This is a genomic window from Paenibacillus terrae, assembly GCF_000943545.1.
Lineage (GTDB): Bacteria > Bacillota > Bacilli > Paenibacillales > Paenibacillaceae > Paenibacillus > Paenibacillus terrae_A.
In genome coordinates, this window is record NZ_JTHP01000046.1 from 1 (window position 1) to 21,033 (window position 21,033).

At 46.0% G+C, this 21,033-nt stretch carries 19 protein-coding genes and 1 pseudogene; 14 read left to right on the forward strand and 6 right to left on the reverse strand.

Annotated elements, in window-relative coordinates:
- The 13 genes and pseudogenes from QD47_RS32190 to QD47_RS19965 all read left to right on the forward strand — a co-directional run.
- A pseudogene (locus tag QD47_RS32190) lies at positions 1–704 on the forward strand (non-ribosomal peptide synthetase); the annotation flags it as partial.
- A 12-nt stretch (positions 705–716) separates the two neighbouring features.
- Positions 717–1,982 (forward strand): MFS transporter, encoded by a 1,266-nt coding sequence (locus QD47_RS19910; RefSeq protein ID WP_044647763.1) that lies wholly within the window; start codon positions 717–719, stop codon positions 1,980–1,982.
- 380 nt (positions 1,983–2,362) lie between these two features.
- Complete coding sequence (gene araA / locus QD47_RS19915; RefSeq protein WP_044647764.1) at positions 2,363–3,844, forward strand: L-arabinose isomerase; 1,482 nt, start codon at positions 2,363–2,365, stop codon at positions 3,842–3,844.
- A 210-nt stretch (positions 3,845–4,054) separates the two neighbouring features.
- Positions 4,055–4,513 carry a flavodoxin gene (locus tag QD47_RS19920; RefSeq protein WP_044647765.1) on the forward strand — a complete coding sequence of 153 codons (459 nt, stop codon included), beginning with the start codon at positions 4,055–4,057 and terminating at the stop codon, positions 4,511–4,513.
- Positions 4,514–4,533: 20 nt separating this feature from the next.
- Positions 4,534–5,352 (forward strand): hypothetical protein, encoded by an 819-nt coding sequence (locus QD47_RS19925; protein WP_044647766.1) that lies wholly within the window; start codon positions 4,534–4,536, stop codon positions 5,350–5,352.
- Between the two features lie 361 nt (positions 5,353–5,713).
- Complete coding sequence (locus QD47_RS19930) at positions 5,714–6,367, forward strand: HlyD family efflux transporter periplasmic adaptor subunit (RefSeq protein ID WP_044647767.1); 654 nt, start codon at positions 5,714–5,716, stop codon at positions 6,365–6,367.
- A 15-nt stretch (positions 6,368–6,382) separates the two neighbouring features.
- Entirely contained in the window at positions 6,383–7,903 is a 1,521-nt protein-coding gene (locus tag QD47_RS19935) for a DHA2 family efflux MFS transporter permease subunit (protein ID WP_044647768.1), read from the forward strand.
- A 65-nt stretch (positions 7,904–7,968) separates the two neighbouring features.
- Positions 7,969–9,435 carry an efflux RND transporter periplasmic adaptor subunit gene (locus QD47_RS19940; RefSeq protein ID WP_044647769.1) on the forward strand — a complete coding sequence of 489 codons (1,467 nt, stop codon included), beginning with the start codon at positions 7,969–7,971 and terminating at the stop codon, positions 9,433–9,435.
- A 249-nt stretch (positions 9,436–9,684) separates the two neighbouring features.
- Positions 9,685–10,527: an STM4015 family protein gene (locus QD47_RS19945; protein ID WP_044647770.1), complete on the forward strand. Its 843-nt coding sequence runs from the start codon at positions 9,685–9,687 to the stop codon at positions 10,525–10,527.
- Positions 10,528–10,545: 18 nt separating this feature from the next.
- Positions 10,546–11,883 (forward strand): STM4014 family protein, encoded by a 1,338-nt coding sequence (locus QD47_RS19950; RefSeq protein WP_044647771.1) that lies wholly within the window; start codon positions 10,546–10,548, stop codon positions 11,881–11,883.
- Positions 11,880–12,662: an STM4013/SEN3800 family hydrolase gene (locus QD47_RS19955; protein ID WP_044647772.1), complete on the forward strand. Its 783-nt coding sequence runs from the start codon at positions 11,880–11,882 to the stop codon at positions 12,660–12,662. Before QD47_RS19950 ends, QD47_RS19955 begins: the two co-directional genes overlap by 4 nt.
- A gap of 68 nt (positions 12,663–12,730) precedes the next feature.
- Positions 12,731–14,155 (forward strand): STM4012 family radical SAM protein, encoded by a 1,425-nt coding sequence (locus QD47_RS19960; RefSeq protein WP_044647773.1) that lies wholly within the window; start codon positions 12,731–12,733, stop codon positions 14,153–14,155.
- Entirely contained in the window at positions 14,152–15,006 is an 855-nt protein-coding gene (locus QD47_RS19965) for an STM4011 family radical SAM protein (RefSeq protein WP_044647774.1), read from the forward strand. The genes QD47_RS19960 and QD47_RS19965 overlap by 4 nt, the downstream gene beginning before the upstream one ends.
- Positions 15,007–15,162: 156 nt before the next feature.
- Here the strand turns inward: QD47_RS19965 and QD47_RS19970 are convergent, their stop codons facing one another.
- From QD47_RS19970 to QD47_RS19995, 6 genes are all read right to left on the reverse strand, one after another.
- On the reverse strand, positions 15,163–15,984 hold the full coding sequence (locus QD47_RS19970) for an N-acyl homoserine lactonase family protein (protein ID WP_044647803.1): 822 nt from the start codon (positions 15,982–15,984) through the stop codon (positions 15,163–15,165).
- 84 nt (positions 15,985–16,068) lie between these two features.
- A complete protein-coding gene (locus QD47_RS30145; protein ID WP_052646820.1) occupies positions 16,069–16,698 on the reverse strand; it encodes a TetR/AcrR family transcriptional regulator in 630 nt (209 codons plus the stop codon).
- 275 nt (positions 16,699–16,973) lie between these two features.
- Complete coding sequence (locus QD47_RS19980) at positions 16,974–17,252, reverse strand: YxcD family protein (protein WP_044647775.1); 279 nt, start codon at positions 17,250–17,252, stop codon at positions 16,974–16,976.
- A gap of 3 nt (positions 17,253–17,255) precedes the next feature.
- On the reverse strand, positions 17,256–17,711 hold the full coding sequence (locus QD47_RS19985; protein WP_044647776.1) for a hypothetical protein: 456 nt from the start codon (positions 17,709–17,711) through the stop codon (positions 17,256–17,258).
- Positions 17,712–17,867: 156 nt separating this feature from the next.
- Entirely contained in the window at positions 17,868–18,434 is a 567-nt protein-coding gene (locus QD47_RS19990) for a PadR family transcriptional regulator (protein WP_044647777.1), read from the reverse strand.
- Between the two features lie 249 nt (positions 18,435–18,683).
- Positions 18,684–19,247: a beta-class carbonic anhydrase gene (locus QD47_RS19995; RefSeq protein ID WP_044647778.1), complete on the reverse strand. Its 564-nt coding sequence runs from the start codon at positions 19,245–19,247 to the stop codon at positions 18,684–18,686.
- 257 nt (positions 19,248–19,504) lie between these two features.
- Between QD47_RS19995 and QD47_RS20000 the strand changes: the two genes are divergently transcribed.
- Positions 19,505–21,022 carry a carboxypeptidase M32 gene (locus tag QD47_RS20000; protein WP_044647779.1) on the forward strand — a complete coding sequence of 506 codons (1,518 nt, stop codon included), beginning with the start codon at positions 19,505–19,507 and terminating at the stop codon, positions 21,020–21,022.
- Positions 21,023–21,033: the final 11 nt, after the last annotated feature.

Consider the following 21,033-nt stretch of genomic DNA (forward strand, 5'->3'; position numbering starts at 1 on the left):
AAATTGTTGAGCAATATAAGCTCCAGTCATTTGTTGAGAGTACAAGTCAAATTTATAAGCTGACCCGGGAATTCAAATATGGACAAATGACAACGTATCAATGGGATATAGCACTACCGAGTATTTCAATGCAGAATGATTCTGTAAACCTATGGGATATTTCGCTACAAATGGCATTCCAATTTTTTGGTGTTTATTTCCGAAAATCCGAAATTCCGTTATGGTTAACGCAGTATGGAAGACAGTATGGGGATCGGAATTACTTTGAATCCGTGGGAGAATACATTGATCATATTCCCGTGTTACTCCATAAGGAAGAAATGCTATCTTATCATGCGGTGATCAAAAAACAATTAAGCGTTGCTGCAAATCATCATTTAAACTTCTTTAATTTAATTTTTAATGAAGAAATGGAGCCTATGTATCCACAAGCAAGCAGTATGCTAAAAAAGGGACTTGGACAATTACCGATCGTGTTCAATTACCTGGGAGAAATGCAAGAGGCCTCGAAGATGTTGAGCACCTTAAACAGAAGTACAACCTTAGTTGACGGAGAAGAAGTAATTTTCTTTGAAGCAGCCCATACTGGAGCAGTACTTCAAATATTCCTGCGCCTACCATATGAAGAGAAACATGAGGATATCTATCGAATATTGCAAGCTGCTAACGATAAGATTATTTCTGACCTAGCCATACGGCAGTAGGGAGCTGAAAACGTGAATCATTTGTTCAAAGACCATCGGTTTGTCCGCTTTTTTGCTTCACGTACCGTGGCAAATATAGCGGATAGCATTTATTCCATTGTGTTGTTATATTTTGTTCAGCAATCGACGCAGTCAGTGGCATTTACCAGCTTCACGTATGCGGCGGTATCTACAGCATCTATTTTCAGCTTTTTTGTTGGGCCACTCGTAGATCGTTATTCACCCGCACGCTTGGCCAGCATTGCTTTGTTTGCGCAGGCGATTCTAATTTCGATTGTCCCGTTTCTTATTCGAGACGGGATGACCAATTTGATAATTATCCTCGCGATCGTTTTTATAGCGTCTTGCTTCTCCATGCTGTTCTATCCGGCTAACAGTAAAATGCTGCCTCAACTTGTTCGTGCACCAGATTTAATTATTAGGGCGAACTCTATGATTTCATCGTCGGACCAGATCATTAATATCGCTGGTTATCTGGCTGGAGCTTCGCTCATTATCGCTATGGGCATGCAAAACACCTTTTTACTGGCTAGCGGTATGCTGTTCCTTGCAGGTGTCGTATATATTAGACTCAGCAAACAGCTCGACACTCATTCAACGGAAGGGACACATATCGAGGGCTCGCTAACATTAGGGCACTATTGGAGAGAACTGAAAGAAGGATATACCTTTGTAAAACGCCACACCTTTTTGCGAATTATGTTGCCATTCTTTGCTCTTGCTAACTTTTCAATGGCTTTTCTGATTATTACTATGCCCTCCATAGCTGTCGATTACGGTTCGCCAATCTATTACAGTTTGCTGTATATTTCTTATTTCATCGGCATTTTTGTAGGTTCTTTTCTGGTAAATGTGCTTAAAAGGAACGGTCTTACTATTGCAGCTGCATGGGTAGCTACAGGACTTGCCATTTTCCTGTTTTCCGTGATGCCCCAGATGTGGATGAAACTACTGGCGACTCTCCTAATAGGTGCTTTTACAGGCATAATTAATGTATTGCAAATGTCTTTGATCCAAATTATTACTCCCTTACCGCTGTTAGGACGTGTGATCGCCTTTACGAATACCCTCTCGAATGCGGCCCTTCCGCTGGGAGCTCTGATTGGCGGCGCGTTAGCTTTGCGATTCTCACTGCCTGAGGTCTTGTTTTTCAGCGCCCTGACTACCGTATTGTCTGGATTAATCATGTTCTTTATCAAGACAGTTCGTCAGTTTGAAATTCCATTAGAGAAGGCAGGTGGGTTGGAGCATCCTCATGCAACAAATGAAGTAAGTTAAAAGTTTTAATGCCTGTTTTTCATGTAAAATAGATGATCAACTTTGTGTGGAAGTTTCCTCACAACAATGCCAAGTCCTACTTATAGGGCTTGGCATTGTTTGATATGTCATGACTATTAGGGCTTACGTGCTTGTTTACCAGGATGCTTAGGACATTAACCTAGGAGAAGTGCTCAGTTTCCAGATGAAAAATATTTTTTGCCGAATACACTTGTAATTAGAGCGCTTCCATATTAAAATGAAGTCAATCCAACTTGTACGTACAACTAATCATTTTTCATCATAATATTGAGAAAAATATTAGATTGTACGTACATAATATTTTACCTATGAATACAGCTGCAACTATACTTATTTCCTGACAGGAGGAATTTTTAATTATGAAACCGTTTAAATTTTGGTTTGCTACAGGAAGTCAGCATTTGTATGGACCCGAGACGCTTGATCAGGTACAAGAGCATTCTCGTCAAATTGTAGAGGGATTGAACCGAAGTGGTCATTTACCATTTGAAGTGGTATTAAAGCCGGTTCTGACAAATTCTGACGCGATTCGCCGTCTTATTATTGATGCGAACGGGGATGACCTGTGCGCAGGGATTATTACCTGGATGCATACATTTTCTCCGGCGAAAATGTGGATTGCTGGCTTGACGCGTTTGGCAAAGCCTTTATTGCACCTGCATACTCAATTTAACCGTGATATCCCTTGGGATAGTATTGATATGGACTTTATGAACCTGAACCAATCCGCGCATGGTGACCGTGAATTTGGCTTTATCGGTGCCCGTCTGGGTGTAACTCGCAAAGTCGTCGTAGGCTATTGGGAGGAAGAAGGCGTTCAGAAACGCATCGGCGGTTGGATGTCCACGGCTGCTGCTTATAGCGAAAGCCAAAATCTCAAAGTAGCCCGTTTTGGTGACAATATGCGTGAAGTAGCTGTAACCGACGGCAACAAAGTATCTGCTCAGGCCCAGTTGGGCTGGTCGATCAACGGCTATGGTGTGGGTGATCTGGTTGAGGTCGTTAATAGCGTGTCAGAGGGGGATATCAACTCTCTGTTCGAGGAGTATAACGACCTGTATGAGTTGTCCGCAGAAGCCAAGCAACCGGGTACAGTACGTGATTCCATTTTGGAGCAGGCCCGTATTGAGCTGGGCTTGAAAAAGTTTTTACAGGACGGAGAATTCGGAGCCTTTACGACAACGTTTGAAGACCTGCATGGTCTGAAACAACTGCCTGGTTTGGCTGTTCAGCGATTGATGGCTCAAGGCTACGGATTCGGTGGCGAGGGTGACTGGAAAACGGCAGCGTTGACGCGCCTGATGAAGCTGATGGCGAATAATGTGGATACTTCCTTTATGGAAGATTACACATATCATTTGGAGCCGGGCAATGAACTGAATTTGGGTTCTCATATGCTGGAGGTATGTCCGACGATTGCTGTGAACAAACCGCGTATTGATGTTCAACCGTTGGGTATTGGCGGCAAAGCCGATCCGGCTCGTCTTATTTTTGAAGGCAAACCGGGTAAAGCGCTCGTAGCATCCATCATTGAGCTGGGAGGACGTTACCGTCTGATCATTAACCAAATCCATGCTGTGGAAAATAAAAACCAAATGCCGAAACTGCCTGTAGCCAGCGTTTTGTGGAAACCAGAGCCTTCGCTGGAAGTGTCCGCAGAAGCATGGATTCATGCGGGTGGAGCGCATCATACGGTGTTGTCCTATGCTGTAACCACTGAGCAATTGCTGGATTACGCAGAGCTGACAGGCATAGAAGCCGTCGTCATTGACAACAACACGAACATCCGTCAGTTCCGTCAGGAGCTGCAATGGAATGAACTGTACTGGCGTAATAAATAATGGATGCAATAAATAAACAAGCTGCTTGTTGAAGCAGCTTACTCATAGGGTTTATCAGCGAACAGCCGCATGCTATGCGGCTGTTTTGCGTATGTTGCACCATGTGTAAAACACTTATTTGAAATTAATATTTGACAATGAGAATCATTATCAAATATTATTTGAGTAATAGGGAATGAATGCATTCCATATGTCAAACAAAAGTGAGGGATGAACTTGGGTAAAATCATGATTGCTTATGCCAGTATGACTGGTAATACAGAGGAAATCGCAGAATTGATCGCCGAAGGCGTCCGCCAGGCAGGACATGAGGCGGAGTTGAAGGCTTCGTATGATTGCAGCGCGCAGGAACTGCTCGGTTATGACGGGTTCCTGTTGGGTGTATATACATGGGGAGATGGTGAGCTTCCTGATGAATTTTTAGATTTTTACGAGGAACTGGATGAGCTTGATCTATCCGGTAAAAAGACCGCTGTATTTGGCAGCGGAGATACATCCTATACACTATTCTGCGGCGCGGTTGACCTGGTAGAGGAAAAAGTCAAAGAACGCGGCGCAACTGTTATTCAGGAGAGCTTGAAGATCGAATTCAACCCACTGGATGATGAGAAGGAAAATTGCCGGGCTTACGGAAGACAATTTGCACAGGCTGGTATTGGGGTGTCCTGAGAAGAGAGCGAGGGATAGGTATGCGCAACAGCGATAGCTTAAGCGGCTTTCCTCTTCTGCACGACTATCAGCTTGAGGAGATGTGGAGAACTCCGCAGTCTACCCGTCAATCGCAGGGAAAACGCGGGCGTGAAGGCTGGAATTGGAGGCAGCGGGTTCAATATGCGGTAGGGCATGCGCTAAATGAATACTTTGGAATGGAAGTAGAGGTGCGGCGGGAAATCCCCGTCCAGTATGTGCTGGAGAAATGGTGGCCCACACAGCCAACCGGCTTCGAATCGTTGTTCCATTACTGGGATGTCAAAAATAAAGTGTCAGGCGAGCTGTCTAAAATTTGTGCGTTAAATAGGGACTTGTCAGTGCCAGTGATGTTGTACGAGCAATTTTGCACGCCGGTCCCTGAGCTTGAGGTCGACATTTCGCTTATTGTGCAGGCTGCCTGGCAACTGTCAGCTGGAGCCGATTCCTTACTGATTCAGAAGTACATCGTGGATTATAATCCCAACGTAATTCATACATTTCAACATTTGACGAATGTTTTTTGTTATTATGCATTTGGCGCTCTTCCGCAGCTTATTGAGGTCTACTGTTTGCTGGAAGGCAAAAAAGTCCGCTTTATCCCGGGTCCTGCTTCTTTACAGCAATCTCTGGATTACGTTCGGTTATTGCGGGACTCCAGAGAGGATGTACACGCGACAACAGAACGATGTCGTTGCGGAGCCTGCATAAGGGAACAACGATCACAGGGCAATAGCAACAGGATGGATAAGAACAAAAAAGAGCAGCAGGAGGCCAAAAACCGTAAAGAACGGTTATTGGGACCTTTGCTTTTCTCATAGTACATTTTTTAAACCCTTTAAATGTAAGTAATACCTTTTCGTTGAAAGAGCCTTGTTTCCCAAGGCTCTTTTTTATGAAATTTTTTTTGAAAAACTGAAAATTTATATTGCCTGAATAGATAAATGTAACTATAATATTTCAATGTACGATATTTATATGAAAATATTTAAATATAAAAGGAGACGGTGTGTGAGCATAGACAAGGATTGCCTATGTACATAGATAATGTTCTTTCTTTTTGCATGGTATGCTGCCATGTGCTTATTTTACGTTCTCGGTTTGGTTTGATGGCCTAATATTTCGAAATTAAAATATTAGCGTTGAATAATAAAAATTTTTTGGACAACAGGGGTGGAAGAAGTGAGTAAGAAAACCGTACTGCCAATTCTCATCATACTGCTTATTCTGAGCGGCGGAACCATTGGCTACTATTATTGGTATCAGGCAACACACTTTGTTAAGAGTGAAGATGCGCGTATTCAAGCGGATCAATATAAGGTAATGCCGCAAATTTCCGGAGAGATTACACACATTGATGTGGAGGAAGGCGATGTTCTTCAGCGCAATGAACCGATTGCCGAGCAGGATGTATCGGGGCTGGATTCCAGCATGATCAGCAAGTCCGTACTGCGTGCGCCGATCAATGGTACCGTTATTAAGATTTATTCGAAGGAGCATGAAATCGGTTCTCCGGGCAGTGCTGTTGCGACCATGGTTGATATGAACAGTCTGTATGTCTCCACGAATATTGAAGAAACCGATATTGACCGCATTAAACCGGGACAGCTTGTTGACATTACGCTTGATGCAGCAGGTGACAAGACGATTCAAGGCAAAGTGCGTAAAGTGGGCGAAGCCTCAAATGCGGTGTTCTCGCTCATTCCTGCGGTAAACACAAGCGGTAACTTTAACAAGGTGACCCAGCGTGTGCCTGTAGAAATTGCTATTAACAAGCCGAAGGATATGAAGCTCATTCCAGGAACGAACGTGGAAGTTAAAATCCATACACCTTAAAAAGGAGGGGTCCATGTGGCTGCCAATGAAACTGCTGCTGCTCCTTCGACAGATTCTTCCAAAGAACGCTGGCTTGCTTTTTTTGCCATCGTTTTAGGCGCCTTTGTCGCCATTTTGAACAACAGTCTGATCAATGTCGCCATTCCTCGATTGACGACGGACTTAGGATCAACGACGACACGTATTCAGTGGGTTATTACAGGTTACACGCTTGCATCTGGTGTAATCGTCCCGATTACCGGATATATGGAGCAGCGCATCGGATACAAAAAGTTTTTAATACTTGCGCTCAGCGTGTTCTCGCTGGGAACGGGAATATGTATTTTTGCATGGAGTGATTCTTCCCTGATCGCAGCACGGGTGCTGGCTGGTCTGGGAGGCGGTGTCATTATGCCGCTGAGTATGACGATTATTTACAAAATCATGCCGCGTGAACAAATCGGTATGTCCCTCGGGATATGGGGGATCGCCGCAATGGCGGCTCCAGCCGTTGGACCTACACTGAGTGGCTATTTAATTGAATGGTTTAACTGGCGTTTCTTGTTTATTGTCAGTGTGCCGGTAGCTTTATTTGCAATTTTAATGGTTATTCTTCTGATCAAGGAGCCGCCTAAAGCAACACCGAAGCCGTTTGATTTGCCAGGTTTTTTGCTGGCCGCAACTTGCGCAGGAACACTCTTGTACGCACTGACAAACGGTCAGCATGATGGCTGGACTTCTTTTAAAATTGTATCTCTACTGTTCGTCGCCTTCTGGGCGCTTGTCTTTCTTATTTATGTGGAAAGCGGAAAAGACAATGCTGTAATTGAAATTTCATTATTTAAAAACTCAAAATATACGATTAGTGTCATTGCCTCCAGTCTGGTCATGATGGGGATGTATGGAGGAACGTTTTTGACACCGTTATTTTTGCAAAATATTCAGCATGTGTCACCGATTGATACCGGAATCATCCTCATTCCACAGGCGATTGCAATGGCGGCTATGATGCCGATTGCGGGGCGGTTATTTGATAAGTTCGGCATTGTGCCCCTGGGACTTGTTGGCCTGACGCTGACCAGCTTCATGACATATCATTTGCATCAACTTACGCCAGACACACCGCATATTTGGCTGGAAACCGTAATGGCATTTCGGGGCCTGGGAATCGGTATTTGTATGATGCCATTGTCTACCGTTGGTATGAACGCTGTTCATCCGAGCAAGGTAGCGAATGCGTCTACAGCATCCAATCTGGTGCGTACCGTTGCAGCATCTATGGCCATAGCAGTGTTGACAGCGATTATGCAAAGCCGTTCGGCAGCTCATGCCCAACAAATTTCGGAGACTGTTACACCGGACGCGGCTCATGCGCTGCAAGCGACGTTGGGCAGCTCTTGGGTGTCATCTATAAGTGGTTTAATCACGCTGGATGCCACATCGAGAGGAATTGCGGATACGTTCCTCATTTCATCCATACCGCTGTTTTGCACGATTCCACTAATCTTTTTGTTTATTCAGAGGAAGAAAGCAAAGACACAGCCGGAAGCTTTATAAAGAACTACAAAATATCGACTGGATGGCTTACATTATTTCCACGGACAGAAAGAAAGGAAATTATCATGAAAATATTGAGAGTAGAAAGTACATTAGCGGCCTTAGTGCTCGGCGGCGCAGTGCTGGCAGGCTGCTCCAGTAATAGCGGAGCGGCGCAGGATATGGTCGTTCCTGTCAAGATCAGCCAAGCGCAGCAGGGTATCATTGGGCAAGGGAACATTTATACAGGAACGGTAACTCCTTCGGAAACAGTGAATATCGTTCCAAAAGTGGGCGGTAAAGTAGTTGAACTGCCTGTGGATATTGGCTCAGAGGTCAAAAAAGGTCAAGTGCTGTTCAAGCTTGATGACAAGGACATGCGGAATAATGTAGCGAAGGCCCGCGCCGCAGCAGGTGCGGCGGCAGCAGGAGTGAGTTCTGCTCAGGCATCCCATGAATCGACGATGGTTCAAGCCAACTCGGGCGTAGTACAATCCAAAAGCGGCGTGATTCAATCCCAAAGCGCAATCAATCAGGCGCAGGGAGCCATTAATCAGGCTACTACAGCCGTAGAACAGGCGACACATGGCGTCTCCTCGGCGGCCAATACGGTGAAGCAAACGCGGCAAGCGCTGGCGGATTCTCAGAAAAATGTAACGCGTACTCAAAGCCTGTTTGATGCGGGTGCAAGTACTCAAGCACAATTGGAACAAGCAAAAACAGCCGTTGTGAACGCAGAAGCGGCATACAACAATGCGCAGAACGCACAGGCTAATGCCCAGGACCAACTGGTGGCTGCTCAGAAGGCGCTCACTACGGCCCGTAACAGCTACGATTCAGCAAAAAACAGCTATAGTAATGCTAACAGCGGCTACAGCAATGCGCAAAATCAACTGAAGGTATCTCAAAATACAGCGATTATCGAGTCCAGCCAACAGTCTCTCAAGCAGGCTCAGCTAAATGTGAACATCGCTCAGGATGCACTCGACGATACAGTGATTACATCACCGATTAACGGTATTGTAGGTACGAAAAATGCAGAAGTAGGCGAAATGGTATCCGCTCAGGCGCCTGCGCTGGTCATTGCCAACCTGAGTACAGTTAATACACTGATCTATGTACCGGCTGAGCAGATCAACAATGTAAAAGCAGGCGACAAGGTACAGGTACGTGTAGCAGCTTCCAATATTGTGACAACAGGTACAGTTAAAAATGTAAGCCCGTTAGACGCAAGTGGAAAAGGATATCCTGTGAAAATTTCGGTGGCTAATCCGGACGTGAAACTGAAATCCGGTATGCTGGCTGATATCAGCTTTGTCGCTGCGAATGCACAAGAAGGTATTGTCGTTCCTGCCGCAGCGATCCAAAAGGATCAAGGTAAGCAATATGTATACGTTGTGAATGGTGACCATGCGAAACGCAAGGAAGTGAAGACGGTTCAGACGACAGGCTCCCAAACACTGGTTACCAGTGGATTGAGCAACGAAGAGAATGTAATCGTGAATAATCTGGCGTTGCTGTCTGATAACTCGCCGATCACCATTAGCCAATAATTGGGCTTCAAAATCTATTGTATTATATAGTAGAGATTTATTAGTTAGTATAAGTGCAGGGCAGACTGGAGTAATTTTACCGGGCTGCCCTGCTTTAATTTCATTGCGCACATTTTACATAGGATTGATGTCGTTAGGGGTCTATTTTTGACGAACATTGGTGTGATAGGATAGACTAAACTGGAAATAGATAGTTTGCGAGATAGGGATTTATTACATTTTTAGATGAGTGATCGGAGGTATTACGAGATGGAAGTAAAGCTGGTAGTGGATTATGAAGCTTATGAGAAGGGTCAAACGATGGCTAATTCTATTGAAGAACTGGCAGTCAAGCCAGAGAGCGCAGAAATAACGGATTTGATTATTGGAGACTGGGGCGGAGCCTATGAACAATCGCCTGAGGATTTTATACCAGTGCTGGTAAAGCACAAAGATCAATTTCCGAAGCTGCGTAAGCTGTTTATCGGGGATATGGAATATGATGAGTGTGAGGTTTCGTGGATTAACCAGACGAATCTGTCTCCGCTGTTGGAGGCGTTTCCAGCTTTGGAATCCTTTTATGTCAAAGGAAGTCAGGACCTGAGCCTGGAGCCGTTACGGCATAAAAACCTTCAGGAATTGGTTATTATTTGCGGAGGTTTACCTGCGAGTGTCCTTCAGGAAATTCGTAATGCAGAGCTGCCTGAGCTGCGCAAGCTGGAGTTGTATTTGGGCGTGGATCAATACGGCTTTGACGGTGGTCTGGAGGATGTATTACCGTTCCTGAACGACAATCTTTTTCCCAAGCTTACCTATTTGGGGCTGAAGGATAGTGAAATACAGGATGAAATCGCGATTGCTGCGGCAAACGCACCTGTGATTGGACAACTGGAGGTACTGGATCTGTCTCAAGGCACGTTGTCCGATAAAGGGGCAGAGGCACTACTGGCTAGCGAAAGCATCAAAGGGCTGAAGCACCTGGATTTGAGCTATCATTATATGTCTGATGAAATGATGAAACGTTGGAAAAACTCAGGACTATCTGTAAATGTGGAGGATCAGCAGCAAGCGGACGAGGAAGATGATTGGCGTTATCCATCGTTGACTGAGTAAGTGAGGTGAGGCGGCTTTATGGTTGGGATATCAGACAGCAATGTCAGCGAGCCGTTTATTTTGTTCGGCAATCCGGAGAATCGGCGGACCACAGGACTACAGGAGGCGCGAAGCAGATTGAAGCTGCCGCCCGCTGTTGAGATTTCCTATAAAAATGTGCTGGAAGCCATCCGGGAGAAGCAAAGTCTGGGGGAGTTGTTGGCCCGAATAGCTGCACAGGCTGCGCCAGACAGCGTAAATGCTAGTGTTTATGTGCAAGAGAGCATTCGCCAGTTACAGACGGGAAGGGCGGACATTAGTCCGCTGCTTCGTCTGGATGCACCGGGTGAAAGCTTTGAGGTAGAGCGTGAATTGATTGCTTTGGGAGCCCCGGATACGGAGGGAGACGATTCTTTGTTGCCGTGGGCGGAATTAGCACATAGCCCAGGTATATTGGCGTCAGAAGCGCGAGGCCTGCTGGAGCAGCACGGTCGTATTTGGCACCCGGCACAATGGTTCCGGGGCTATTGCCGTCTGCTGGCGTGGCTACGGCAAGAAGCGGCCCTGCTATGGCCCTCATCGCGCTGGATGAATGATCCGGAGGAAGTGGCTGTGATGTTCGACAAACGGCGTTGCAGCGCCGTATTGAACAAGGCGGGCATAAGGGTTCCGCCTGTGCTCACACCACCAGACGGTACCTTTCGTGATGTTGCTGATCTGCACGCAGCGATAATGGAGAGCGGGGTTCACCGTCTGTTTGTGAAAATATTTTGCGGGTCCGGTGCTTCCGGTGTAATGGCCTATCAGGTGCATCCGCGGACACGAGCAGAGCTGGCGGTAACCACCGTTGGAACGGAAATCGTACACGGACAGCGTGTGTATTACAATGCCGGACGCTTGCGCCGTTATACGGACAAGCAGGACATTCATGCCATCCTGGGCTGGCTATGCTCGGAAGGGGTGCATGTGGAGCGCTGGATACCTAAAGCGAGTCTGAGCGGACGTGTTTACGATGTACGCCAGCTCGTTTGTGGATCAGAGGCTTGTCATGCCGTTTTACGTTTAAGCCGAAGCCCAATTACGAATCTGCATTTGCGCAATGAACGGCTGTTGCTGGAGGACGCCGGATTGCCGCAGGATACGGTAGAATCGGTGCAGCAGACTGCGGAAGCCGCAATGAGCGCTTTTCCGGCCTCTATGGTTGCTGGGCTGGATGTGCTGGTTCCGGCGCATGGTGGTCGTCCATACATGCTGGATGTAAATCCGTTCGGAGACCTGCTATACCGGGTAAAACATCAGGGCTGGAATCCTTATGAATGGGAAATGCTGCATCTCGCCAATGGGACTGCAACTTTGGAAAGGAAAGACTCGTTATGACCGATATGAACCAGATTGTCGGTTCTCATGATATTGTCATGATTACGCTCGACACGCTGCGTTACGATGTAGCCAAGCTGGAGGAGGAGAACTGTCCGAATCTGTGCGAGTCTGGACCATGGGAAAAACGCCATACGCCGGGCAGCTTTACCTATGCTGCACATCATGCGTTTTTTGGTGGATTTTTGCCTACACCAGCCAATACGGATAAGGCCTCTCACATACGGCTGTTTCATACAAAAGATACGGGATTGCGAACGCATCCGCATACGTGGCTGTTTGATGCACCGGATATTGTATCCGGGCTGGCGGGTGAGGGCTACCGGACTATTTGCATTGGTGGCGTTATTTTTTTTACGAAAAAAAACAAGCTTGCCAAGGTGTTGCCGGGGTATTTTCAGGAAAGCTACTGGCGTATGACCTTCGGCGTTACGAATCCCCGTTCGACGGAGCATCAGGTGAATCATACCCTAAAGCTGCTGGAGAAGGCGGACCCGGCGCAGCGGCTGTTTTTGTTCCTGAATGTATCAGCTATTCATGGCCCTAATCACTATTTTCTGGGGGGCTCAGCCAAGGATTCGGTGGAGTCCCAACGCGCAGCCTTGCGTTATGTGGATGGGCAGCTTGGACGTTTGTTCGACGCATTACGAGAACGGGGAAAGACGTTTTGCTTGGCCTTTTCCGATCATGGTACGGCTTATGGGGAAGATGGCTACGAAGGGCATCGTCTAGCTCATGAGGTAGTATGGAATGTGCCTTACCGCGAATTTGTGTTGTAGGGCACAAGAAATTTTAGATTGCACTGGTAAAATGTAAAGAATCAATCCAGCGCGAGGAGGGAGCAGAAATGAAAGCCATGAATCTGAATCACTCGCTTCTAACGGGAGCAGGAGCCAATCCCCCTGCGGGGCTGGACACAGGCTCAACATCAAGGTCTCTATGGCCTGAGAACCCTGTTGAATGGGCACGCACGATCCGTGAAGCTCCCTACCGCTCCTATTTGTACTCTTACCCGCATAAAACGGCCTATCGGCCTTTTGATACACCGCTCTCACTGCAAGAGTTGTGGGAGAAGGAGGAGCTGGAGAGCTATTTTTTGTATATGCATATTCCGTTTTGCGCGGCTCGTTGTGGATTCTGTAACCTGTTCACTTTGCCTGACAAGCGGCTGGATGTGCATAAGGAGTATGTGGATGCGCTTGAAAGACAAGCCCGACAATGGGCGCCAATCATGGGCAGACGGCCGTTTTCACGCTTTGCCATCGGCGGCGGTACGCCAACCTTGCTGGAGGCTCCTTTGGTCGAACGATTGTTTGACATTGCGGAAAATCTGATGGGTTTAGACCCGGAGCATGCTTCCATTTCGGTGGAGACGTCGCCGGATACGGTAACCGAAGATCGGCTGGAGGTGCTCAAGCGCCGCCGAACGGACCGTGTCAGCATGGGGATTCAGAGCTTTGTGGAGTCGGAGAGTGCGGCCATATACCGCCCTCAGAAGCCCAAGCTTGTGCGTGAAGCGCTTGCGCGGCTGGTAGAGTACGATTTTCCGCTGTTGAACGTAGATCTAATCTATGGTCTCCCCGGTCAAACGGCGGAAACGTGGCTGTATTCTCTGGAAGAGGCATTATCTTACGCACCGGGTGAAATTTTTATTTACCCATTATACATTCGGGAAAATACGATTTTAAAGCCAGGCTATACCGGGCTGGATCATGATATTCGTCTCAGCTTGTACGAAGTAGCACGTGAAAGACTCAAACAGGCGGGATATGTACAATATTCCATGCGCCGTTTTGCCAAAAATGATGATGCACCCGGCAAGGAGCTGCTGCCATACAGCTGTCAGGAGGAAGGCATGACCGGTCTGGGCTGCGGTGCGCGCTCCTATACGCGTAATGTCCACTATGCCAGCCGATACGGTGTTAGTGCAGCCGCAACGCGCGGTATTATTGCTGATTATGTCGCCGCCGAGCGTCATGATCTGGCTGATTACGGCTTTATTTTAAATGTGGAGGAGAGCAAGCGGCGTTTTATTCTGAAGGCACTTCTCCATCGTGAAGGTCTGGAGCTATCTGCTTACGCCGCGCGCTTCGATGCGTCTCTGGCGGATGATTTTGCAGGAATGTCCTTGCTATTGGAATCTGGTATGGCGGTGGTTGTAGACGACACACTGCAACTGACCGAGGAAGGAATGGCTTATTCCGATGCGATTGGCGACTGGATGATATCCACGGCAGTACGGGAGCGGATGGAAGGCTACGTAGGCGCATGAGAGCAACCCTATATTATCGTGGTTCGTTGACTTCGTGCAACTATGCTTGCCCTTACTGCCCGTTCAGCAAAAACGTGGATAGCCGTGAAACATTGAACAAGGATCGGGCGCAGCTGGAGCGTTTTGCCGATTGGGTACGGGAACAGGGAACTTTGGGGCATCGACTATCCATATTTTTTAATCCGTATGGAGAAGCTCTCATTCATTCCTGGTACCGCAAGGCCATGATTGAGTTTTCCCATATGGCGCATGTGGATAAAGTGGCTGTACAGACGAATCTGTCCACTAAGCTGGATTGGGCCAAGGAACTGAATCCGAGGACGGCTGCGCTGTGGGCGACGTATCATCCGGGAGAGACGAAGGAGCCGGCTTTTATATCTCAAGGTATGAAGCTATATGAACTTGGTATTTCCTACAGTGTCGGCACCGTGGGATTGAGACAGGCCTTTCCCGCTATTCATTCCTTGCGATCGCGGCTTCCGAAGGATGTATATTTGTGGGTCAACGCTTACAAGGATCGGCCACATTATTATACCGAAGCCGAGATTGCTGAATTAACGGCTATAGATCCCTATTTTCAATGGAATTTGCAGGATTACAGTAGCCAGGGGCGGGCGTGTCGCGCTGGGGAGGATGTATTTTATGTCCAGGGCGACGGACGAGTAAAGCATTGCTATCAGGATCGACGTGTGATTGGGCACCTGTACAGGGATGGTCTGGAAGGTCTGAGCGCCAATCGCCCGTGCCGGATGAAGGAATGCGGCTGCTATATCGGCTATATCCATATGGAGGAGCAGCCGTTTCGGGAAATGTACGGTCGCGGCTTGCTCGAAAGGGTGCCGCAAAGGTAGATGAATTCAAACTTCTAATGGTAGCTAAAATACTGTAGTGTGGTATACCGATTTGACTAATGCAAATGAGCCCATCACCGATTGCTTGGAAGTTGATTTATTTCCAATTGGCATCGGGATGGGCTTTTGCTTAACGCCCCCCAAAGATATGACTCATCATAACACAATCGTATGCGGCTTAATGTCTGGGTCATGATTAGCGATCACTTCTATACAGTTAGGTTCATTACTCATATGTTTGACCCACTTCAACGATTCAATGGCCTGTTGTTTATTAACAAGTACACCCTGAAGAATCATTTCCTCCCAAGACTTTTTTGCATATCCTGTATCACTAGTTAAGAGAACAAATTTCCCGTTATTTTTTACAATAGTAGCTGACAAACCATGGGAATGACCAGGAGTGTGCACAAAAATTAAAGATTCATCACCAAATAAGTCAAATGACTGATGTTGTGGACCATATTCTGATGGTTTAAAAGAGAAGGTCCTGATCGGTACTCCTTCCCACATATGTTGTAAGTAGCGATGTTTGCTTTTGGGCGCGGCTTCCCATTCAATGTCACTAGTCAAAATATTCTTAGCTTTGCTTACCAGTTTAATACCGCTCGCATGATCAATATCGAGATGGCTTAAAATGACATAATCTAAATTCTTTATTTTCACACCCAAATTCTGAAGTTGTTCATCAATTGCCTGACCTTCTGGAAGAATAGCTTTATTAATTTGGTAATGAATTCTACCCATGTATTTGCGCTGATCTTTACGTACATCGGTGTGCCAACCGGTATCAATTAATACGAGGCCCTTAGGATGTTCGATTAAATAAGCGGAAACAGGCAGCTTATTCTGATATTTTTTTGACCTGAAAATCCCTGTAAAAGCAATAGGGTTGAGTGTGTTTTGGTTAAATGGCAGAGCCATGTCGGTTTGAACTTGGCCGCAGTGCAGTACATGAATTTTAATCGTTTCAGACATTATAATAACCTCAGCTTTCGTCAGCAATTTAAATTTCATTAACCGGTTGTTGAATTTAATTTCCTATTAAACCCCTTGACACGATTATGATGTCAAGGGGTTCCATAAATCGAGCATATGATCAATAATTTGTTCCCTGGTAATATCTCTGGAAAGGTCGCTTAATAATTCAATATTGATCAATTTGCTTACAATATCCTGTATACTCATAGACATGAACTGTTTAGCTGCGATTTCAAAGTTCATTTTACGTACTTCGCCTTTTTCATATCTTCTCTGCAAAAAACCTGCGAACCATTGGAGCCGCTCATGAAGTAAATTTGAAAGGTGAATGGTTTCAGAAAGCTCCATCACATCACTTTCTCTGAACAAAATACGCATGAGTTCTATGTCCCCCGTAAACAATTCATTTCCCAATTCATATGTCTTTTTCAATGCTTCCTTTAATGGAAGGGATTCTAAATCTGAATTAGATGAATTAAGTTTTCCTAGTTGTTCTTCGAATCCTTCTTGAATAAGAACAGTCAGCAATTCTCTTTTCCCACCAGGAAAATAATGATACAAAATGCCATCTGCCATATTTAATGCTCTATGAATGCTTCTTACTGTAGTTTTATGATAGCCTTCCCTAAAAAACAGTATTTTAGCTTGTTGCAGAATTTTTCGACGTGTTTCTGCAGCTTGGATCTGTCGAGAGTTTTTTGGAGTATGCACTACATACATCATCTTCTTTCATATTCATTAACCGTCCGTTGAATGAAATATATAATAATTAAATTAAAGTGTCAACCGCATTAAGTGCCTGATCAATAAATAAGGATGTGGCTGGGCCTTTACTGGAGCTACGTACTTCACACTATATTTCCACATTTCGAAGAAGCTATAACAAGAAACGGTGTCAAAAAAAGAACCGACCCTTGCATCAAGCAAAGGTCGGTTCTGATGTTGTATAGCGTGCTTAGCACGACTAATCTATGCGAAATGCAGAGTTAGTTCTGGACAATGGCTGTAATTTCTTCGTCCAGATCCAGTCTGACCTGCTCGCGATAGGCACGGATATTGTACTCGGAATGCAGGTATCTCAGGATGGCCTCAATCATGTTGGCTTCCACCAGATACTGGCTGCGGCCCTGTACATGGACTTCTGCCGAATATCCTGTATCCTCTTCCCAGCTTAATTCTACAGTCACATCAGTGGGCTGGACGCCTTTGCGTTCAGCCATATGCAGACAGATGGCATTTACAATTTCATCCATACTTAAAATCATAACTTAGTAACGTCCTCCACGGGAATCGTCAGGTCTGCGACGATTTTTAATAGCACGGTAGATACCTACTCCAACCATGATCAGGACGTATATAGCGAGAACGTTGACCGCTAGGCCAAGCAAGCTGCCCAGTGCGCCCATATTACCGAACAGTCCGCCGAAGAGCATACCTGCCAAACCACCTAGCATCATGCCTTTCAGGAATCCGCCGCCACCGCCAAGGAATCCACCCGTTCTGCTTGTATTACCCGCAGTTGCACTGGATTTGGTGCCACTATCGGACTTATTGACGCCGTTGCTGTTAGTGGCCTTGCTCGGTGTAGATTGGTACGTTTTTTGCCCGGATTTAAATCCGCCGCCTCGCCTCGCGTCGGCTGTAGATGGTGCGACCATAACAATCAGCAGGGTAAAGGCCATCATCAGCATCATCATATTTTTCAAAGTAAATGTTTTTTTCATGTAAATATAATCCCCCTTGGTATGTTGGTTTGATATAGGTCAAACAGCCGCTTACCAGTAATACGAAACGGATAGAAAAGGGTTTCAAAAAATTTAAAACATTCAAATTTTATTGATATATAAAGCCTATGCATGATTGGACTAAAGCATTCAGTCTTATGGTTTAAGTGAAAATGGATTAGTGTCAGCTCTTACATCTCCGGCAAGCAACATACGCAGTACCATTTGGCACCACTCCAGACCCGCTTTGGCATTCATAAGCCCTTTTTGCACGAGAATGTAATCACCGAAGTTTTTGCTGCCAAAATGCAGATCCTCGTCGGGAATGTCGTTCAGAATGTCCTCAAGGTGCCGTATTCGCTGAATAAAATGACGCTTGCGTTCCTCCAGCATACGGTTGGCACTGCTTTTGTCCGTCAGCCAGAGACAGAACAGCCGCAGACTTAATTCGTCCCGTGTGACCGGAGCGGCCAGTGATTCCTGGGACCATTGCTGAAGCATATGAATTCCCTTGTCTGTAATGGTATACATTTTTTTATCAGGTTTGTCGGACTGCTGAATCCAGCGGGAAGCAAGCAATTCCTTGCTTTCCATACGCGCTAGCAGTGGATAGATCTGACTGTGCTTGGCCTGCCAAAAAGGCTGAATACGCAGCATCAGATCATAGCCGGAGGATTCTTCTCTGGCGAGAAGGCCCAACAGACCATACGATAGTAAATTCATAGATTTTATCTCCTTCATCCATCTTAGTAACGGTTATAGCGGCTCTACGGCAGGTGTTCTGCCGCTTCATGAAAAGTGTACACTGAAACTGTATGGTTTGACAACTTTCAGATAGGCCGTTCACAGGTTAGCCAAAATTAGATCCGGTCGACATACACTCATATGTGCTTATTTTCATAAAAAAGAGGGTATCTTTAGGTCGTAAAATACGGCCTAAAGATACCCTCTTAAATGTTAATTATAGGATTTTCACTGCTTATTTCCATCAACAACCAGCGTTAGCTCCCCGGTGTCCGGATGGATGACCATACCGTGAACAGGCGCATTAGGCGGGAGCAAGGGGTGATTCTTAATAAGCTTTACGGTACTTCTAACCCCTTCCTCGATGTTGTCAAAACCTTTCAGCCATTTGTTTAGTTTAATTCCTGAATTTTCCAAAGTGCTTAGTACCTCTTGAGAAATCCCACGCTCCAGCATTTCATTGACCATGTGGTCGGCATTCAGCGCGGCCATACCGCATTCGTAATGGCCTATGACGAGCACTTCATCCGCTTCCAGCTCATACAGGGCAACGAGCACACTACGCATAACGCTTCCAAAAGGCTGGGAGATGATCGCACCCGCATTTTTAATAATTTTGACATCACCGTTGCGCAGATTCATGGCTTTGGGCAGCAGTTCGGTCAGACGCGTATCCATACAGGTAATGATGACCATTCTTTTATTGGGGAACTTGCCTGTACGATAGGCTTCGTATTCTTTGTTTTCCACGAAAACGCGGTTGTATTCCAAAATCTCTTTGATGTGATCCACGATTGTTCCCTCCGTATGCTATTTAATGTTGAACTATTTTTTGTAGCAGACCAGCATGGAAAAAGCCTAATCCAGGTTTTAGCAGGCCGGAAATCAGGCTTTACCCCTTGACAAATATGTACTATCTGACGGTTTTTCAAAGCCTTCAGGAGCTGGTCGCAAATGTTGTGTGTTGATTATACTTTTTAATATAAGTATCATCAAGTATAAGAAGTATAAAGTTTTATCCATTTTTAGATAAAGAGGTGACCTCGATTATGGTGCAACAGACGTTGGATCAATTGGCAGCTTTAAAAGAATTAGCACACAAAATCAAAAGTTATGGCGAGGCCGTGGGCTTGATGCACTGGGACTTACGGACAGGTGCTCCGCGCAAGGGCGTTGATATTCGTTCGGAAACGTTGGGTATGTTGTCCACTGAGATGTTCAAGCTGATTATTTCGGATGAAATGGGACAATTGCTGCAATTTTTTACCGCAGAAGACAAACTGGAGCAACTGGAGGACAATGATCGCAGACTGGTGGAGGAATGCCGCAAAAATTATGAGCTGAACCGTTCGGTTCCGGCTGACCGTTACCGGGAATACAGCGTACTCGCTGCTCAGGCGGAGAGCAAGTGGGAGGATGCCAAGGAACATAGCGATTTTGCCGGATTCGAGCCTTATTTGTCTAAAAACGTAGAGATGAAGCGAGAGTTTATCGGTTATTGGGGAGTCAAGAACACGGAATACGACACGCTTTTGGATCAATATGAACCGGATATGACGGTAGAGAAGCTGGATGCTGTGTTTGATCGTCTCAAAAAGCGTCTTGTGCCGCTATTATCTAAAATCCAGGCTTCACCAAACCAGCCGGACAAGAGCTTTCTGGATGGTGTGTTTGATGTGAAGCAGCAAGAGAAGTTCGGCCTGTTCATTTTGCGACAGATGGGCTATGACTTCGACGCAGGTCGTTTGGATGAGAGCGTGCATCCTTTTGCGACAGGATTAAATCCGGGTGATGTGCGCATAACAACACATTATTTGCAAAATGATGTGACTAGCGCGATTTTCAGCTCATTGCATGAAGGTGGTCATGCGCTGTATGAGCAAAATATTGCGCCTGAGCTGGCAGGATCGCTGCTTTCTGAAGGAACCTCCATGGGGATTCATGAATCCCAGTCTCGCTTGTGGGAAAATATGATTGGACGCAGCCGTGCTTTTTGGGATCGGTATTATGCTGACCTGCAAAAGCATTTTCCAGACTGTCTGGCGAAGGTTACAGCAGAGCAATTCTACCTGGCCGTTAACCGTGTGGAAAATTCACTGATTCGTATTGAAGCGGATGAGTTGACATATAACTTACATATCATTATCCGCTATGAAATTGAAAAAATGCTGTTTAACGAAAAACTGGATGTGAAGCGCCTTCCAGAAGTATGGAATGCAAAATATAAGGAATATCTGGGACTTCTCCCGCCGGATGACGGGCATGGCGTTTTACAGGATGTTCACTGGTCCGGTGGTGATTTTGGTTATTTTGCCTCTTACTCGCTTGGCAATATGTATGCAGCGCAAATTTTGGCGACACTGCGCAAGGAGCTGCCAAATCTGGATGAGCTGATTGCTGCGGGAGAGCTGGAGCCGATCAAGCAATGGCTGACCGAACGAATTTACCGTTACGGCAAGAGCCGGACGCCGTCCGAGCTGATTGTAGCCATTACAGGTGAGGATCTGAACCCGGATTATCTGGCTGATTATCTGGAAGAAAAATATACCTCCATTTACAAGCTGTGATTTACTAGCTG

What these genes read in the sequence shown, in the direction of transcription:
- QD47_RS20000 (WP_044647779.1), top strand. Translation starts at nt 19,505, where the DNA reads ATGGTGCAACAGACGTTGGATCAATTGGCAGCTTTAAAAGAATTAGCA.
- QD47_RS19955 (WP_044647772.1), top strand. Translation starts at nt 11,880, where the DNA reads ATGACCGATATGAACCAGATTGTCGGTTCTCATGATATTGTCATGATT.
- QD47_RS19940 (WP_044647769.1), top strand. Translation starts at nt 7,969, where the DNA reads ATGAAAATATTGAGAGTAGAAAGTACATTAGCGGCCTTAGTGCTCGGC.
- QD47_RS19965 (WP_044647774.1), top strand. Translation starts at nt 14,152, where the DNA reads ATGAGAGCAACCCTATATTATCGTGGTTCGTTGACTTCGTGCAACTAT.
- QD47_RS19950 (WP_044647771.1), top strand. Translation starts at nt 10,546, where the DNA reads ATGGTTGGGATATCAGACAGCAATGTCAGCGAGCCGTTTATTTTGTTC.
- QD47_RS19960 (WP_044647773.1), top strand. Translation starts at nt 12,731, where the DNA reads ATGAAAGCCATGAATCTGAATCACTCGCTTCTAACGGGAGCAGGAGCC.
- QD47_RS19945 (WP_044647770.1), top strand. Translation starts at nt 9,685, where the DNA reads ATGGAAGTAAAGCTGGTAGTGGATTATGAAGCTTATGAGAAGGGTCAA.
- QD47_RS19925 (WP_044647766.1), top strand. Translation starts at nt 4,534, where the DNA reads ATGCGCAACAGCGATAGCTTAAGCGGCTTTCCTCTTCTGCACGACTAT.
- QD47_RS19920 (WP_044647765.1), top strand. Translation starts at nt 4,055, where the DNA reads ATGAACTTGGGTAAAATCATGATTGCTTATGCCAGTATGACTGGTAAT.
- QD47_RS19985 (WP_044647776.1), bottom strand. Translation starts at nt 17,711, where the DNA reads ATGAAAAAAACATTTACTTTGAAAAATATGATGATGCTGATGATGGCC.
- QD47_RS19980 (WP_044647775.1), bottom strand. Translation starts at nt 17,252, where the DNA reads ATGATTTTAAGTATGGATGAAATTGTAAATGCCATCTGTCTGCATATG.
- QD47_RS19990 (WP_044647777.1), bottom strand. Translation starts at nt 18,434, where the DNA reads ATGAATTTACTATCGTATGGTCTGTTGGGCCTTCTCGCCAGAGAAGAA.
- QD47_RS19970 (WP_044647803.1), bottom strand. Translation starts at nt 15,984, where the DNA reads ATGTCTGAAACGATTAAAATTCATGTACTGCACTGCGGCCAAGTTCAA.
- araA (WP_044647764.1), top strand. Translation starts at nt 2,363, where the DNA reads ATGAAACCGTTTAAATTTTGGTTTGCTACAGGAAGTCAGCATTTGTAT.